General features: G+C 40.9%; 16 protein-coding genes and 1 pseudogene. 8 read left to right on the forward strand and 9 right to left on the reverse strand.

Features of this window, described 5'->3' with window-relative positions; translation table 11 throughout:
• A pseudogene (locus tag Q9Q35_RS04615) lies at window positions 1–671 on the forward strand (MFS transporter); the annotation flags it as partial.
• A 142-nt stretch (window positions 672–813) separates the two neighbouring features.
• On the opposite strand, the gene Q9Q35_RS04620 reads toward Q9Q35_RS04615, so the two are convergent.
• The 4 genes from Q9Q35_RS04620 to Q9Q35_RS04635 form a co-directional block, all read right to left on the reverse strand.
• Window positions 814–1,182, reverse strand: coding sequence for a DUF3899 domain-containing protein (locus tag Q9Q35_RS04620; protein WP_304652344.1), 369 nt, complete (start codon window positions 1,180–1,182; stop codon window positions 814–816).
• Between the two features lie 19 nt (window positions 1,183–1,201).
• The gene (locus Q9Q35_RS04625; RefSeq protein ID WP_304652345.1) at window positions 1,202–2,206 is read right to left on the reverse strand and encodes a hypothetical protein; all 1,005 of its coding nucleotides are present in this window, start codon (window positions 2,204–2,206) and stop codon (window positions 1,202–1,204) included.
• Between the two features lie 93 nt (window positions 2,207–2,299).
• Complete coding sequence (locus Q9Q35_RS04630) at window positions 2,300–3,067, reverse strand: YibE/F family protein (RefSeq protein ID WP_304652346.1); 768 nt, start codon at window positions 3,065–3,067, stop codon at window positions 2,300–2,302.
• Window positions 3,054–4,163 (reverse strand): YibE/F family protein, encoded by a 1,110-nt coding sequence (locus tag Q9Q35_RS04635; protein ID WP_304652347.1) that lies wholly within the window; start codon window positions 4,161–4,163, stop codon window positions 3,054–3,056. The genes Q9Q35_RS04630 and Q9Q35_RS04635 overlap by 14 nt, the downstream gene beginning before the upstream one ends.
• A 94-nt stretch (window positions 4,164–4,257) precedes the next feature.
• Between Q9Q35_RS04635 and Q9Q35_RS04640 the strand changes: the two genes are divergently transcribed.
• Complete coding sequence (locus Q9Q35_RS04640; RefSeq protein ID WP_304652348.1) at window positions 4,258–5,223, forward strand: biotin--[acetyl-CoA-carboxylase] ligase; 966 nt, start codon at window positions 4,258–4,260, stop codon at window positions 5,221–5,223.
• 1 nt (window position 5,224) lies between these two features.
• On the forward strand, window positions 5,225–5,692 hold the full coding sequence (locus Q9Q35_RS04645) for a low molecular weight protein-tyrosine-phosphatase (RefSeq protein ID WP_304652349.1): 468 nt from the start codon (window positions 5,225–5,227) through the stop codon (window positions 5,690–5,692).
• Between the two features lie 76 nt (window positions 5,693–5,768).
• Here the strand turns inward: Q9Q35_RS04645 and Q9Q35_RS04650 are convergent, their stop codons facing one another.
• Window positions 5,769–7,391, reverse strand: coding sequence for an ABC-F family ATP-binding cassette domain-containing protein (locus tag Q9Q35_RS04650; RefSeq protein WP_004048765.1), 1,623 nt, complete (start codon window positions 7,389–7,391; stop codon window positions 5,769–5,771).
• A 62-nt stretch (window positions 7,392–7,453) separates the two neighbouring features.
• Complete coding sequence (locus Q9Q35_RS04655) at window positions 7,454–8,125, reverse strand: hypothetical protein (protein ID WP_304652350.1); 672 nt, start codon at window positions 8,123–8,125, stop codon at window positions 7,454–7,456.
• Window positions 8,126–8,265: 140 nt separating this feature from the next.
• Between Q9Q35_RS04655 and Q9Q35_RS04660 the strand changes: the two genes are divergently transcribed.
• Window positions 8,266–8,490, forward strand: coding sequence for a hypothetical protein (locus Q9Q35_RS04660; RefSeq protein WP_304652351.1), 225 nt, complete (start codon window positions 8,266–8,268; stop codon window positions 8,488–8,490).
• 74 nt (window positions 8,491–8,564) lie between these two features.
• Here the strand turns inward: Q9Q35_RS04660 and Q9Q35_RS04665 are convergent, their stop codons facing one another.
• The 3 genes from Q9Q35_RS04665 to purR all read right to left on the reverse strand — a co-directional run bounded on the left by Q9Q35_RS04665 (window position 8,565) and on the right by purR (window position 12,019).
• Window positions 8,565–9,539, reverse strand: coding sequence for a ribose-phosphate diphosphokinase (locus Q9Q35_RS04665; RefSeq protein ID WP_010689673.1), 975 nt, complete (start codon window positions 9,537–9,539; stop codon window positions 8,565–8,567).
• A gap of 94 nt (window positions 9,540–9,633) precedes the next feature.
• Window positions 9,634–11,034, reverse strand: coding sequence for a bifunctional UDP-N-acetylglucosamine diphosphorylase/glucosamine-1-phosphate N-acetyltransferase GlmU (gene glmU, locus Q9Q35_RS04670; protein ID WP_304652352.1), 1,401 nt, complete (start codon window positions 11,032–11,034; stop codon window positions 9,634–9,636).
• A gap of 151 nt (window positions 11,035–11,185) precedes the next feature.
• Complete coding sequence (gene purR / locus Q9Q35_RS04675) at window positions 11,186–12,019, reverse strand: pur operon repressor (RefSeq protein WP_304652353.1); 834 nt, start codon at window positions 12,017–12,019, stop codon at window positions 11,186–11,188.
• Window positions 12,020–12,389: 370 nt separating this feature from the next.
• Here purR and Q9Q35_RS04680 point away from each other — a divergent pair, with 370 nt between their 5' ends.
• From Q9Q35_RS04680 to ispE, 4 genes are all read left to right on the forward strand, one after another.
• Entirely contained in the window at window positions 12,390–13,595 is a 1,206-nt protein-coding gene (locus Q9Q35_RS04680) for an argininosuccinate synthase (RefSeq protein WP_304652354.1), read from the forward strand.
• Between the two features lie 2 nt (window positions 13,596–13,597).
• Window positions 13,598–14,983 (forward strand): argininosuccinate lyase, encoded by a 1,386-nt coding sequence (gene argH / locus Q9Q35_RS04685; protein ID WP_304652355.1) that lies wholly within the window; start codon window positions 13,598–13,600, stop codon window positions 14,981–14,983.
• Between the two features lie 108 nt (window positions 14,984–15,091).
• On the forward strand, window positions 15,092–16,225 hold the full coding sequence (locus Q9Q35_RS04690; protein WP_304652356.1) for a glycerate kinase: 1,134 nt from the start codon (window positions 15,092–15,094) through the stop codon (window positions 16,223–16,225).
• A 77-nt stretch (window positions 16,226–16,302) separates the two neighbouring features.
• Window positions 16,303–17,178: a 4-(cytidine 5'-diphospho)-2-C-methyl-D-erythritol kinase gene (gene ispE, locus Q9Q35_RS04695; protein ID WP_304652357.1), complete on the forward strand. Its 876-nt coding sequence runs from the start codon at window positions 16,303–16,305 to the stop codon at window positions 17,176–17,178.
• Window positions 17,179–17,589: the final 411 nt, after the last annotated feature.

Raw genomic sequence — 17,589 nt, forward strand, 5'->3', positions numbered from 1 at the left:
TAGTAGCGTTTTTGGCGATCAGATATGGTTATATTGAGGAGGTCACTGATAGTTCTAAGCAAAACTTGAAACAGAGCTTGATCAAACAAGTGGTGACCGGCTTTCGTGAACTTAAACATTCGCGTCAATTACGGTTGATGATCGCTTTAACTATTGCGGGGCAATTCTTCTTTCAGGCTCACTACCAACTCTGGCAAGCGTTATTTTTGAAGCAAGGCTTTAATAAAGAGCAGTTTTATATTTACTATGTTATCTTTCAATTGATAAGTCTTGGTGCTTATAGCTTGCCGGTAAAACTTGAAACGTCTGCGATCAAGCGGTGGTATTGGCTATCTTTAATAGGTCTATTGACTGGTAGTGTACTTTTAGTAATTACAGACAAAATGAGCTTTTTACTCAGTTATTTAGTCTTAGTCTTTATCTTTACCTTTTTTGAATACTTCAGTAATGTGTTATTTTCTAAGACAGTTTCTAAAACGCACATCTCATCGCTGACTTCATTACGTTCGAGCTGTGGGCGCTTAGCTTCGTTAGTATCGTTGTTGCTGTCGAGTTTACTTTTGACATATCTTTCAGTCAAAGTCGTTGTTTTATTGAATTTTATTTTAGCGATGATCGCAAGTTTAGGAGTGATCTATTTAGCTCTCAAAACCAAAACAGCTCATACTTAGATCAGGTGTGAGCTATTTGGGCTTGAGCCTATTTCTCAGATGAAGCTATAAAAAAATGAACCATGATCTTTGAAAAATCAAAAATCGTGATTCATTTTCTACACTGTTGCCCAATAGTAATTTTTCCTAGCCTTATCAAAATTTACAATGTGACGATAACAGCTAAAACTATCATAAAACTGCCTAAAAGTAAGCAATTAAAGCTAAACTTTTTAAAATGGATCGGTGCATTTTTCTTTTCTGAAGCTATCTTTTTGACATCGATCTTACGTTTAGCAAATTCTTCATCACTTTCACCCTTGCGTTGGCGTTGGAACCACCCCGCCAACAAGTTAGCGTGTAGTAAAATATCGAACATCATTAAACACAATAACGCTAGTCCACTCATAAATAAAATATCCGAAACTAAAATATGGTTACCAGTCAAACGCCCAACGATCGTCAAGAGCACCACGATCCCTGCGATCACTAGATCACCTTTGAGCCAAATATTTTCTTTGACAAATTGCATTCTCTCTTCTCACCCATTGCTAATTAAGTTTTTCGTACTGTCCGCTGACTTCATTTAACTTTTGTGCGACTCCACTGGTCAGATCAAATTGATACATGCCCTTCAAATTGGAAACTTGAGGATCACTTGGACTGGTATGTCTGATCTCGATCTGATAGTGGCTATTGCCTAGATCTTGAACATAATATTGGTCACCAGCTTCTTGTGGGATCGCAGTCGCCTTACGAAAAGCACTCAAGACATCTTGGTTGCTCATCTTAGCTGACATTGAAGAGACTGCTTCACTTGGAGCACTGGCGATCTCACTGCCAGTTTCTTTTTTATACTCTGAACTTAATAGCTTCGAGCTCCGTGCATTAGTGTATCCAGCTTTAGCCGTCGCGTCACTTGACGCTGTTACTTCATTTGCACTAGTAGCTGTACTACTTTGTTCAGAACTAGCTGTTGCTTGAGCCGAAGCGATCTTAGCTTTATATCCACTCTCTTTTTCTTGTAACATCGCCACAGCTTGATACTTGCTCGAAAGTGAATCTAAGGCTTGCAAACTACCACCCGCCGCTTGATAAGCACCAGCTTGATAATATTGCTCAACTTCATCGGCATAATGTTTAGCCAACTTTACGGTCTGATATTCTTTTTCAAGTTCATTGACTTGCTTGACTAAAGCTGTTGGTGATTCAACTTTCTCTAATTTGGCTAGGTATTTCTCCGTTTCGGTCAACTTAGCTGCCGTTATAGCTTTTTTAGCTGCTAATAACGAAGCAAGATCAGCTTTTAATTCCCGCACACATGCTGGAGCTTGATCGATATTTTTGATCTTATCCAACTCATCATAAGCCTGCTTATTTTCACCTGATTCCAAATATGAAAGTGCATTTTGATAGCGTTCATTGTCTTTTGCTTGAACTGTCTGACTCGTACTTTCACTAGTCTTAGTCTCTGTTTGACTATTCGAGCAAGCACTCAAGATAAATATCACACTAAAAAGCAAACAGCTCAACGTTAATATTCTTTGTTTTTTCATAACTACCAGCCGACTATATAAAAATAGCTTTTCCTTTCTGCTTTAAGCAAACAGCATAATGATCTTACAGTTATATTATACCATTTTACTTGATCATTTATCGATCTGGGCTCGTTTTTCATTGAGCTTTTTACCGACCAAATACGTTGTGATCCAGATCACTAAGATCACAGCGATCGCTGAATAAAGTATAGCTAAGCATTCTTTGACAAAGATCTTAGAATTTAAGTAATAACTAAAACCCGCCTCTAATTTGTACAATAAAATAAAGAGTGCTAGATCACTGCCAAACATTCCAAAAAACAGTGTGTTAAACGTCATCCCCATGATCTGAAAGCCGATCGTTTTACCACTTTTAAAGACCTCAGGCAAAGTGATCGTCGGTCGTTGTTCGATCAATTCATTTAATCCACTTGCGACCGCGATCGCTGCTTCTGCAATTGCACCTAAAGTACTCAAGACGGTCGTTGCAATGATCAACTGCTCAAAATTGACCCCGACCAAAAGATCAAATGCTTCGATCTCTTCTGATTGCTCGTTAGCAAAACCCTTGATCTGAGCAAAATGATCCATTGGAATGATCAAGATCAACATCACGATCAACACGATCAACGTCGCCTTAAAAGCAATATTGGCTGTTTTTTCATCCTTATTTCCCATATAGATAGTGATCGCTAGGATACAAACTCCCGCAAAAAACGCGACCCAGACTGGTGGCAAACCACCTGTGATCAAGATAACTGTTATAAACAAAATAACAAAGTTGAATACTGCGCTAAAAAATGCGGTCAGACCAGCTTTACCACCAACTATCAACATCAACCCTGCTAAAATAAGCGTTAAAATACTAATTGCCGACATTTTGCTTCCCCCCTAAAAATTGGGCACTCAAAAAACTAGCTAACGGAACAGTTAAAACGATCCCGATCCCACTGATCAACGCTTGAACGACCCCTAAAGCCATGGTCCACTCAAACGTATAAGCGATACTGTTACCCGTCTTAAAATATAAGACCGACATCGCAAACGTTTCTGCAAAAAAGATCAACAACAAAACATTGACTAGTGGTCCCATGATCGAACGTCCGATCACTTGACCCGATTTGAACAATTGTTGCTTCGTCAATTCAGGTTGGCTGCGTTTCATCTCAAAAAGCGTTGAAACGATATCCGTCGCAGCATCCATTACTGCCCCCAATAACCCGATCACTGTCGCTGCTAAGAAAAGTTGCTTAGGTGATTGCGTGGCAAAATCTAAAGCTTCATAATGCACGCCCTTACTTTTAGTAAAATACAGAACTAAACAGCCAATGATCAATGCACTGGTCGTTCCAAGAAAGATAGCTAAAAAAGTCACACTAAATTGCTTGTTTAGCCCGATCACTAATGCTAGGGATAATGCAGTAAAGAGCAAGGCAGCTGTTGCAAAGATCCAGAAAAAATTAGTCAGATTCAAGAAAACATCTACTTGAACTACCAATAAAAATAAGACAAAATTCAAGATCACGCTCAATAATGAACGTAGCCCTTGAAACTGCATCGTTAAATATAGTAATACTACGACCAACCAACTCAACATTATCAAATAGACATCACGCTTATAGTGTGAGATCACGACATCTTTTTGCCCACGATGTTCATGGATATTGACAAATATTTGTTGCCCTAAATGATATTTTTGGTCAAGTCCACCCGATCTTGAATAAGTGTTGGTGACTTTAAATCTTTGCCCGCGGTATTTGCCGTTCAAGATCTCTAACGTCAAGGTTTGGCGGGTCGTCTCATCGTTATTATTATACACATCGGTCGTCTTTTCTGGTGTAGCTTGCTTAACTGCGACCACCTTTCCGATCGGTTGCTGATATAAAAAAGCATCATTGCGCAAAAATAAATATAAAAATAGGCCACTGACCAAGATCAAAGCTAGCTTGAGCCATGTTTTGGTGTTGACTTTCATTTTAGTCCCTCCAAAAATCAGTTTATTTAACCATATCACAACTTCGCCCTTAACATGTTAAAATATATCTAAACTTTGAAAAGGATGTGCCCTAATGAAAACTTCTGAACGTGTTTTAGAATTATTGACAAGAAGTGAAACTTATCTTTCCGGGCAAGAATTAGCTGATCGTTTACATCTCACCCGAGCTGCGATCTGGAAAGCGATCGATCAGCTAAGAAAAGCCGGCCATCAGATCGACAGCAAACCACATGTAGGCTACCGCTACACTGATAGTGATACTTTGAATCAAACTGCTATCTTACAAGCTCTTTCTTCAAACTTAGACCTAGAACTCCAAATATTTGACTCGCTTTCCTCGACTAATCTCAAAGCCAAAGAACTTGGATTAAATACTACTTCACAAACACCACTAGTTGTCATCGCTGACCACCAAACAGCTGGCTATGGGCGCTATCAACGCGCTTTCATCTCACCTAAAAATACGGGGATCTATCTCAGTATCCTCTTAGCCAATGATCGTGCTGATTTTGATCCCGGACTACTTACGACAGCAACTGCCATCGCAGTCACTCGCACCATAGAAAAAACACTATCACTAAAGCCCACGATCAAATGGGTCAATGATGTCTTAGTTGATGATAAGAAGGTCTGTGGTATCCTGACCGAAGGGATAACTGATCTAGAGACTCAGAGTTTGAGCCAAGTAGTTGTTGGAACTGGGATCAACTTTTTGACTGAGATCTCAACTTTTCCAACTGAGCTTCAAGCGCAAGTCGGAACTTTAGCACCTTATGTCAAAAAAAGTCGGCTCTCACGCAATCGTTTCATCGCCATTTATCTAAATGAATTTTTCAAAATTTACCAAAATTATACGACTGGATCTTTTATGGATGAATATCGGGCTCACTGTGAATTGATCGGTAAACACGTCACTATCCAACGTCCCACCGGTACCTTAGAAGCAAAAGTAATTGACATCAACGACCACGGTGCCTTAGTCTTAGAGAACGGAAAAATTTTGAATTCTGGCGAAGTTATCAAAGTTAGGAAGGTGTAATATGAAAGTTATTTTTGTTTGCCTCGGAAATATCTGTCGCTCCCCGATGGCTGAAGCAATGTTTAAGGATATGGTAGCTTCAGCGGGACTTAGTTCTCAGATCCAAATTGATTCTGCTGCTACAAGCACATACGAGCTGGGCTCTTCCCCCGATAGTCGCACAGTCAAAGAACTAGCCAAACACGGTCTACCAGCCACTGGTATGATCGCACGCCAGCTAGATGCAACTGATTTTAACAGTGCTGATCTTATTTTAGTCATGGATGAAAACAATCTCCGTGACGCTAAGAAAATGGCACCTGATAAAAATTCAGCCGATAAAGTCAAACTAGTCTACTCACTGACGCCAGGTAAAGAAAACTATGTTGTAGCTGACCCTTGGTATACAGGGGACTTTGCGAAAACTTACGCTGATCTAAGCGAAGCTTTACCTCATTGGCTCGAATATCTAAAAAAGAGGATAAAATAAGCTATATAAATAACGCGGGACCGACCAAGATACGTAGTTTTACGCTTTTGATCGATCCCGCGTTATTAGCCTGATTTTAATATAATTCTTTTACTTGCTCTTGGACTGTCTCATGGTTCAAGAATTCATCATAGGTCGTATCGAACCGATCAACTACACCTTTACCTGAAACTTCAATGATATGGTCAGCGATCGTTTGGATGAATTGGTGGTCATGAGAAGTAAAGATCAACGAACCCTTAAAGTCGATCAACGCATCGTTTAAAGACGTGATCGATTCAAGATCTAAATGGTTAGTTGGATCATCTAATAACAAGACATTGCCTTTTTCAAGCATCATCTTGGATAACATACAACGTACTTTTTCGCCCCCAGATAAGACTTTGATCTGCTTATCGATATCATCGCCTGAAAAGAGCATCTTACCTAAAAAGCCCCGTAAGAAAGTATTGTCGTTTTGTTCTTTATCCGCATATTGCCGTAACCAATCCAAGATCGACAATTCATCATTGTTGAAGTTAGCATCCAGATCACGTGGCATATAACTTGGGATCGCAGTTTGGCCCCAAGTCACAGAACCGGTGTCTGGTTCTAACTTACCAGCTAAGATCTGCATCAAAGTCGTTGTTGCTAAGTCATTTCGCGAAATGATCGCTGCTTTTTCTCCTGGACGGATCATAAAACTGACATTGTCCAAGATCTTGACTCCATCGATCGTCTTTGAAACATTTTCGACCCGAACTAAGTCATTTCCCAATTCACGTTGCATCTCAAATTTAACAAATGGGTACTTGCGTGAAGATGGTTTGATGTCATCTAAAGTGATCTTCTCTAATTGCTTCTTGCGTGAAGTAGCTTGCTTAGACTTAGAAGCATTGGCTGAGAAACGTGCGATAAATTCTTGTAACTCTTTGATCTTTTCTTCTTTTTTGGCATTCGCATTAGCTTGCAATTTAGCAGCTAATTGGCTTGATTCCAACCAAAAATCGTAATTACCCACATAAAGCTTGATCTTACCAAAATCAACATCACACATTTCTGTACAGACTTGATTCAAGAAGTGACGGTCGTGGGAAACAACGATCACGATCTTAGGATAATCAGCCAAAAAGTCCTCCAACCAGCTGATCGTTTGCACATCTAAACCGTTTGTTGGTTCGTCTAGCAATAAAATGTCTGGTTCACCAAAAAGTGCTTGGGCTAACAATACCTTGACCTTTTCACTTTCTGATAACTCACTCATCTTTTGAGTGTGCATGCTTTCAGCGATCCCAACTGATTGTAACAATTGAGAGGCATCTGCTTCAGCATTCCAACCATCCATTTCGGCAAACTGTGCTTCTAGATCGGCTGCCTTTAACCCATCTTCTTCAGTAAAATCCGCTTTGGCATACAAAGCATCTTTTTCTTTCATGATATCATAGAGTTTCTTATGGCCTTGGATCACGGTCTCAAGCACTTCAAACTCTTCAAAGCCAAAGTGATTTTGGTTCAAGCTAGAGATCCGTTCATTTGGTCCAGTTGTGATCGTCCCTGTCGTTGGTGTCAATTTACCTTCTAATAGTTTTAGGAAAGTCGACTTACCAGCACCATTGGCCCCGATAACGCCATAACAGTTACCTGGTGTAAATTTTAAATTGACGTCATCATAGAGCAAACGTCCTGAGAAGTTCAAACTTACATCGCTTACTGTGATCAATGATATTTCCTCGCATTCTTTAAGTTATAACTTCTATTGTAACATATTACTGCACCAAAAACTCAAAGCTTCGTAGCTAAATTTTGGTGTTTTAAATTGGGAAAAACAACTTTGTCGGCTATTCCGACTATCGTGCCTTGAAAAGCCAAAGCAAAAAGTGTGCCAATATTTATCGCATATAGTTGATGCGTCACTAATAATGAGATCACGATCGCCACGATCGGTGGTGTAAAGACGATCAATTGTGCTACTGTCGCATTACCATGTAGATATTTGAAGCGCACGATCTGCATTAAGTCATCAACTGGATGAAGCATCCAATTTACTCGCTGATAGATCGAAATAGCTACTGCGATCAAGACGACTCCCAAACAATCCAGTATCACTTGCACCCACAGTGGGAGGTGCGTGATGTTCAATTTCAGTAATTGAACTTCAAAAACGCCCACTAACCATGAAAATGGCACCATAAAGATCAAATTGCCCAAAACTCGTTTGAAGTCAAAACGCCCTAAAATGATGATATTTGTCACGATCACGATGATCCCTGACAAGATCAACATCACACTCAACGTGATCGGCATGACTTTTGAAAGATTGACAGCCGCTGCGGTCCATAGAGCACTCCCTAAATTGATCGCAACGGTCAAGGCATTGCCTAAACTATTTAAAAAGATCGAAAAAATAAAGTAGCCTAATAATTGCGTCTTACTTATCGTCTGTGTTTCTTGCATTTTTCCTCCTATCAATATCAGAGTAGGTCAGTAGCTGAGTTATGTCAACTCGCATCATCAGCTACCGTTTCTCTACGCACTGAGATAAATTAGTGCTACAATTGACTTGTAGTTGAAACCATACGAAAGGCGTGAATCTTATGAGTGAAAATATCTTCTTTAATCCTGGTGATTCGATCGCTAGTGATTTTGACTTTGAAAATGCCTATGTTGCCGCACAGATCTATCACCACAAGGCTGCTAAACCAGTCTTGATCGCCCAAGAAAAAGATGGCAAGTCGTATTTTATCTTTGACGAAGCAGCTGCGATCGCCGAAGAACACGCTAAAGCTAAAGAGTTTTCTGTCGTGAAGCGACTAAAATAAAAACTGTTTTCTTGATACAAAAATAGGAGAAAGTATCTAGCCAAGCTAGGTTGCTTTCTCCTAATTAGTTTGAGCTATTTTCTCCGGAAACGTGTCGTAAATAATGGACTGACCGGTTTATTTTCGTGGATCCGTTTGATCGCATCCCCGATAAGTGGTCCAACAGAAACTTGGACTAATTTATCGATCTGTTTTTCTTCTGGAAGTTGAATAGAGTCTGTCACTACCAATTGCTTGATCGGTGATTTTTCGATCCGTTCGATCGCTGGACCTGACAAGACTGGGTGAGTTGCGGAAGCATAAACTTCGATCGCACCTGCATCCATCAATGCTTGCGCAGCTAAAGTGATCGTACCAGCTGTATCGATCATATCATCGATCAAGATACAACGTTTGCCATCAACTGAACCAATGATATTCATGATCTCAGCAACATTAGCACGTGGACGGCGCTTGTCGATGATCGCGATCGGTGCTTTCAAAAATTCAGCTAACTTACGTGCACGTGTCACACCACCATGGTCAGGTGAAACAACAACTGCATCTTTATCCAAACCTTGAGTCAAGAAGTAGTCAGCCAATAATGGAGCACCCATCAAGTGGTCAACTGGAATATCGAAGAAACCTTGAATTTGAGCAGCGTGCAAATCTAACATGATCGCACGGTCTGCCCCAGCTTTTTCAACCATATCTGCAACTAACTTGGCTGTGATCGGTTCACGTGAACGAGCTTTACGATCTTGACGAGCATAGCCGTAATACGGAATAACAACATTGATCGTAGCTGCACTTGCACGACGCAAGGCATCGATCATGATCAAAAGTTCCATCAAATTATCATTGACCGGTGCTGAAGTCGATTGAATGATAAAAATTTCATCGCCACGAATCGATTCTTCGATGTTAATGCGAATTTCACCATCACTAAAACGGTCAACAGAGGTCTTTCCCAAAGGTACGCCAACAGCAGCAGCAATTTTTTCAGCCAAAGGCTTGTTTGAGTTCAAAGCAAAAATTTTGATCTTTGAACTATTATAGTTTTCAGACATAGCATCCTCCAAAACAAATTTATCTAATTATAATACTATTCATTTATTCTGCTAAAATCAAGCTTTTTAGAAAGGTTTTTGTATTTGAAATAAACTAATCCTTATTTTCGCTCTCTGCCGCTGCTTTTGCGACTGGGTAACGATCATAATATCCTGGCTTATTTACCTGACGTCCGCGTGCGATCGCCATCTCCCGTGAAGCTACATCTTCGGTGATCGTCGAACCTGCTGCCACATAGGCGTGGTCTGCGATCTCAACTGGTGCAATAATATTTGAACCACTTCCGATAAAGGAATAGTCGCCCACATTTGTATGATGTTTATTTTGGCCATCGTAGTTGACAAACACCGTGCCACAGCCCACATTGATCTCTTCTCCAAGCGTCGCATCCCCTACATAGGTCAAATGACCAACTTTAGTATTTTTGCCTAAAGTGGCCTTCTTAACTTCAACAAAGTTACCGATATGCACACCTTCACCAATGTCAGCTTGTGGTCTCAAATGGCTGTATGGTCCGATATTAGAACCATTACGCATGATCGCACCTTCAAGGAAGGAAGCTTTTACTTCGATCCCATCTTCTAAAACTGTATCGCGCAGTTCAGAATGCGCTCCGATCACACAGTCTTCTCCGATAACCGTCTTGCCTTTCAAACTAACACCAGGCTCGATCACGGTATCAGATCCGATCTTAACGTCAGCTTCAATATAAGTCGTCGCTGGGTCGATCAGTGTGACCCCATTTTTCATATGCAATTCGTTGATCCGGCGTTGCATGACTTTAGTTGCCTTAGCTAATGCGATCCGGTCATTGACACCCATTGATTCTTCAAATTCATCCATGCAGTAGGCTCCAACTGGGCGACCTTTAGCTTTTAAGATCTCGATCACATCAGGTAAGTAATATTCACCTTGAGCATTATCATTTTTTACTTCATGTAAAGTCTTAAACAAGGCTTGGTTATCAAAACAATAAACACCTGTATTGATCTCATTTACCAAAGCTTCTTCTGGTGTCGTATCTTTTTGTTCAACTATCTTTTCAACTTCATCATGATGATTTCTGATCACACGGCCATAGCCAAATGGTTCATCAGTTTTAGCTGTCAAAACAGTTGCGGCCGCGCCACTTTGTTCATGTTGTTCAAATAGCTTAGCAAATGTTTCCGCTGTAAATAATGGGGTGTCGCCACATGTAACTAAGGTCATCCCCTGTTTGTCACCTAAAAGTTCTTCGGCTTGTAAAACAGCATGGCCTGTTCCCAATTGTTCAGCTTGTAGAGCATATTTGGTACGCTTGCCCAAAGTCTCTTCAACTTTAGCAGCTCCATGGCCAACGATCGTCACGATCTCATCGATCTGATCTTTTTCAAGTTCAGTCAAGACATGGTCGACCATTGCCTTACCACAGACTGGATGTAATACTTTGTATAATTTTGATTTCATTCGTGTGCCTTGACCCGCTGCCAAGACAATTGCATATTTTGCTGTCATTTCAGAATCTTGCCTCACTAAAAGGCATTCCTTTCTCAGAATAATTAGTAAATACTATTTAATGATAAACCACTCCCCCCCTAGTTTCAAGCGTCCAAACCCAACCAAAAAAGCACTAAACACCTGACTTGATGTTTAGCGCTCAACAGCTTTATTTGTTACCAAATACTTTTTCTAAATAGTTTCCTGGGCTAACAGAGATCGTCTTATCCAAAGTGTTGACTTGATCAACTTTCAGCAGTGAAGTGTAGTCATCGACCATGCGTTTTCCATCAAATGAACCTTCAGCAAAAACAGTGATCCCAACTAAGTTTGACTCGAATTCTTCGATCATTGACTTCATCCCGTTGACTGTGCCGCCACCCTTCATGAAATCATCGACGACTAAAACATTAGAGCCACGTTTAAGACTGCGCTTGGACAATTCCATCTTTTCGATCCGCTCGCTTGAACCCGATACATAGTTGACCGAAACAGTCGAGCCCTCAGTGATCTTAGAATCACGACGCACGATCACAAATGGCACATTCAAGTAACTGGAAACGCTTTGAGCGATCGGGACCCCTTTAGTTGCCACTGTCATCACCGCATCGATCTGTTTATCGATATATTGGCGTGCGATCACGCGTCCAACTTTACGTAAAACATCAGGTCGTCCTAAAAGATCAGACAAGTACACATATCCCCCAGGTAAAAGGCGATCTTGTTCTGAAAGTTCGGCTGTCATCTCTTCAATAAATCCACGAGCCTCATATTCTTCCATTGAAGGAATAAAGCGCGCACCACCTGCTGCTCCAGGGATCGTCTCTAAAATACCGATCCCACGTAATTTGAAAGTCCGCTTAATAATGGCAAGATCTTCGCTGATCGAAGACTTCGCTGATTCATAGCGTTCAGCAAAAAAGGTCAGCGAGATCAAGGTATGCGGTGATTCTAAGAGATATCTCGTCATATCGATCAATCGATCACTTCTTCTGGTTTTCAAACTTATTCCTCCAATGTTTTTTAAATTTTAGTTACATTATACGTTATCAAACGGATTTTTCCTAGTTTTTAAGCTTTAAATAATTTTAAAGTTCGTTTTTTAGTCGATAAATCCCGATCCAAAATTGTTTTATCGGACATATTGTCTCCTTCTGATTAACGTTCGGTTCTGAAACAAACTATTATAGATTATCACTGTCACCGGCTAACGTCAACACTTTTTTTTAATTTACTTCAGGATAAATATATAACTTTTTATGTATAAAAATTACATAAATTAAATTTAATATGAATAAATATTAACTTTAAGTTGAATTATATGCATAAAAATTGTATGATAGCCTCAACAAATGAATAAAGGAGTTTTTAAAATGACAAACAAAAAGATCGTGCTCGCATATTCTGGTGGTTTAGATACTTCAGTTGAGATCGCTTGGCTCAAAAATAAGGGCTACGATGTGATCGCTTGTTGCATTGATGTTGGTGAAGGTAAAGACCTGACTGCTATCCAAAAAAAAGGATCAGCAGTAGGCGCAGTAGAATCGTTAGTCATCGATGCTAAAGAGGAATTCGCTAGTCAATACTGTTTAACGGCACTCCAAGCTCATACATATTATGAACAAAAATACCCGCTCGTTTCAGCACTCTCACGTCCCTTGATCGTTAAACACCTAGTCAAGGTCGCTAAAGACTATGGAGCATGTGCGATCGCGCATGGTTGTACCGGCAAGGGCAATGATCAAGTCCGTTTTGAAGTCGGGATCCATGCTCTTGCTCCGGAAATGGTGATCGAAGACCCGATCAGAGATAACCATTGGTCTAGAGAAGAGGAGATCGACTATGCTCTTCAAAATGATATCCCCGTGCCGATCAACAAAAAGAGCCCTTATTCAGTCGATGAAAACTTATGGGGTCGAGCAAATGAATGTGGTATTTTAGAAGACCCTTGGCAAAGTGCTCCCGCAGACGCCTATTCGCGGACTTTACCTTTAGAGCAAACACCTGACGTTGCCAGTGTGATCGAGCTTGAATTTGAACAAGGAGTTCCCGTTAAATTAGCAGGAGAAAAACTCAAATTAGCTGATTTGATCTTAAAACTTGATCAATTGGCTGGCCAACATGGGATCGGACGGATCGATCACGTCGAGAATCGGCTAGTCGGGATCAAATCCCGTGAGATCTATGAGTGTCCAGCAGCTACCGTCTTGATGGCAGCCCACAAAGATCTCGAAGATATCACGCTTGAAAAAGAAGTCGCCCATTTCAAACCTGTGATCGAACAAAAACTCAGTGAATTGATCTATAATGGGTTGTGGTTCTCACCGTTGATGCCCGCACTCCAAGCTTTCTTAAAGCAGACTCAGACCAATGTTACTGGTATTGTTCGGGTCAAATTATTCAAGGGTAACGTCATTTGTGAAGGCCGGAGATCACCTAATTCCTTATACGATAAAAAGCTGGCGACCTATACTGCTGCTGATCGATTCGATCAAGAAGCTGCCAGTGGTTTCATCAAACTTTTTGGCCTCCCAACTCAAGTCTATGCCCAAGTTCAACAAAAAAATGGGGGGAAATAGCTATGAGTGATAAGTTATGGGGCGGACGTTTTGAAATGTCCCCCGATCAATTCGTTGATGAATTTGGGGCTTCGATCAGCTTTGATCAGTTGCTAGCCCATGAAGATCTCCAGGGTTCGCTTGCCCATGTAAAAATGCTCAAACACACCAAGATCTTGAGTGTCAACGAAGCAGATCAGATAATTGCTGGGTTAGAAACATTAGCACACAAACTAGCTACTGATGAACTTGAATTTTCAGTCGCAAATGAAGATATCCATATGAATTTAGAGGCTCTATTAGCTCAAGAGATCGGTCCAGTTGCAGGTAAACTTCACACTGCTAGAAGTCGAAATGATCAAGTTGCGACCGATCTACATCTTTATTTAAAGAACCGCCTCCCCCAAGTATTGGAGGCGATCGCTGAACTGCAAAAAGCGTTATTGTGCCAAGCAAAAAAGCATCAAATGACACTGATGCCTGGTTTTACGCATTTACAACATGCACAGCCGATCACGTACGCTCACTATTTAATGGCATACTGGCAAATGTTCAAACGCGACTGGGAGCGCTTTGACTTCAATCAAAAGCACATCGACATCTGTCCTTTAGGTGCGGCAGCTTTAGCGGGAACGACATTTCCGATCGACCGTGAATTTAGCGCAGACCAATTAGGTTTTAGTGAGGTCTATGCCAATTCATTAGATGCGGTATCTGATCGTGATTTTGCCTTGGAGTTTTTAAGCAATAGTTCGATCTTGATGGTCCACCTTTCCCGCTTTTGTGAGGAACTCATCTTGTGGTGTAGCTATGAATTTGGTTATCTTGAACTATCCGATAAATTCGCTACGGGAAGCTCGATCATGCCCCAAAAGAAAAATCCTGATATGGCTGAATTGATCCGAGGAAAATCCGGCCGTATCTTTGGCGATCTGATCGGTCTACTAACAGTTCTAAAAGGTCTTCCTTTAGCCTACAACAAAGATATGCAAGAAGATAAAGAAGGTATTTTTGATGCTGTCAAAACGATCATCCCCTGTCTTAAGATCTGCACTCAAATGGTCGAAACATTGAGTATCAACAAAGAACGAATGGAACAAGTACTCACGACTGATTTTTCAAATGCCACAGAACTAGCCGACTACTTAGCTAAAAATGGGCTACCTTTCCGTCAAGCACATGCGATCGCCGGCAAATTAGTCTTACACGGGATCAAACAACACAGAACGCTTCAAGATACCGACTTAGCAACTTTCCAGAAATTTTCACCAAAGATCAAAGCAGACGTGTATTCTGCCCTTGATCCCAAAACAGCAGTCAAACGACGTAACTCTTATGGTGGAACTGGTTTTGCCCAAGTTGAACAGCAGATCGAGCTTGCTGAGCAGTTTATGCAAAAATTCGAATAAATTTAACTAAAGGATAGAAATTTACTTTGTGAAATTTTTATCCTTTCTTTTTGTTTGGCCTTGCGCTAAACTCAAAGATAATAGCACTAGAAATGAGGCCTTTTATTCGTGAAAATCATCATTGCACCCGATTCTTTCAAAGAAAGTATGACTGCCAGTGAAGTAGCCCAAGCTATCTACGCTGGCTTTAGCCCCATCTTTCCCACAGCCACGTATGAGTTGATCCCACTAGCAGATGGGGGTGAAGACTTTGTCGACACGATCTTAAATACCGTTTCTGGGAAAATTTATACCTATCAAGTAATGGGACCAAGAAAACAAATTGTTACGGCTAAATTAGCCGTGATCGATGCGGGCAAAACTGCACTGCTTGAGACTGCAGCAGCTAGTGGACTGCAACTTTGTAACGGCGTAAAAGATCCTCTGACGGCTACTAGCTACGGAACAGGAGAATTACTCAAACATGCCTTAGATCTCGGTGTAGAGCACATCATCTTAGGTCTTGGAGGGAGTGCGACTAATGATGGTGGTGCTGGCTTACTTCAAGCCTTAGGAGCTAAGCTTTATGATCGCTCTCACTATGAATTGCCTCTAGGCGGTATACATCTACAAGCACTTAAAAAAATAGACATCAGCACTTTAGATCCGCGCTTACAAACAACTAAGATCACGCTTGCTAGTGATGTAGCTTCACCTTTCATTGGACCTAATGGAGCTAGTGTGGTCTTTGGTCCACAAAAAGGGGCCTCCCCTAACGATGTGATCCAACTTGAACGAGCCTTGACTAATTTTTCACAAGTTATCAAAGCCACTTGTGGTCAAGATATCGCCACTACTCCTGGTGCAGGTGCAGCTGGCGGGATCGGTGGGGCATTGCTTGCTTTCACTAACGCTACCTTAACTTCGGGTATTAAACTAGCGATCTCTTTGACTGACCTTAAGCAAAAAGCTACCGCAGTCGATATTTTGTTGACCGGCGAAGGCAGTTTAGATAAACAAACAAAATTGGGAAAGACTCCCCTTGGGGTTTTGCGCGCTGTTAGATCCGTTTCACCTGACTGCACAGTGATCGGCTTAGCTGGTAAGATCGAGGCTGTTGACGAGCTACATCAACTAGGTTTTGACGCTGTCTTTTCATGTACTCCTGGTGTTATCAGCTTGGACCAGGCTTTAAAATTAGGTCCAAAGCATTTGACACAAACGGCAAATGAAGTGGCGCATTTATTGCAAAAATTCATTTAGCGTGTTTGACTCTTTTAAAATAGCGCGTAGTTCAGTATAATTAAACTAATAATTTCAATGATAGACAGGTGAATCAAATGGAGATATCGGAGAAAGCTCCGGCTAAATTGAACTTCAGCTTAGATACCCCATTTCGTCATCAAAACGGTGAGCCAGAATGGAAAATGGTAATGATCGCAGTTGATTTAGCCGATTACGTACACATCCAGACCCTTCCTAACTCGCATAAGATAACCGTCTCGACTGACTCTGGTTTTTTACCAAGTGATCAACGAAACTTAGCCTATCAAGCTGCTAAGATGTTGCGCGATAAATACCAGATCCAAGAAGGCGTAGCGATCACGATCGATAAAAACATCCCCGTGGCTGCAGGTATGGGTGGTGGGTCTTCGGATGCCGCTGCCGTCCTACGTGGCTTAAACAAGTTATGGAAACTTGGGCTCTCACGTAAAGAGCTTGCTAAAATTGGGCTAGAGATCGATTCAGATGTTCCGTTTTGCATCTACAGCGAACCAGCTCTTGTGACTGGTAAAGGCGAGATCGTGACCCCGATCGGTCCTTTACCCCCATTGAAGATCATCATCGCTAAACCACGCGACAGTGTCTCAACACCTAGCATCTTACGAAAGATCAATTATGATAAGATCAAACACCAAGATGTCGATGCTGTCGTTTGTGCGATCAAGGCACAAGATTATACAACGATGGTCACTAAGATGGGAAATACCCTGGAACCGATCACTGCTGGCCGCCACCCTGAGATCTTGAAGATCAAAGAAAAAATGCTCCAATTTGGCTGCGATGCAGCCCAAATGAGTGGTAGTGGGCCAACAGTTTTTGGGATCTGTCAAAAAGCTTCACGAGCTCAACACATCTATAATAGTTTACGTGGTTTCTGTAAGGAAGTTTACATCGTTAGTCCTTATACATTAGACCAGCAAGCTTGTTTTTAAAAAAACTAAGACCAGATAAAGTCCTTAACTGTTTAAGAACTCTATCTGGTCTTAGTTTTTTGGCTCTATACGGATCAACAATAGTAATTGACGATACCTAGGAAATAGTTACTTTTGTTTTGTACTGTAGCCATGATAACTAGTAGCTAAAGTGACGAAGATACAGAACCAAAGAATTTTATTATCGGTAAAAAAAATCGGCAAAAGTGTCAAAAAGATACAAAACCAGCTAAGTTTTTCTTTCATTTATTTTACCTACCTTTCATATGTAACTCCATTTACTCATAAAAAACTAATTACATAATAACAAAAAAACATTGATCTATAAAGTAAAACTGCTAAACTAAGAATTATCCAGTTTAGGAGTTTTGATCGCCATCTAAGACATTTTCATTTCAAATCTAAAATTTT

This window comes from uncultured Ligilactobacillus sp. (assembly GCF_948826705.1).
In the GTDB taxonomy this organism is placed as follows: domain Bacteria; phylum Bacillota; class Bacilli; order Lactobacillales; family Lactobacillaceae; genus Ligilactobacillus.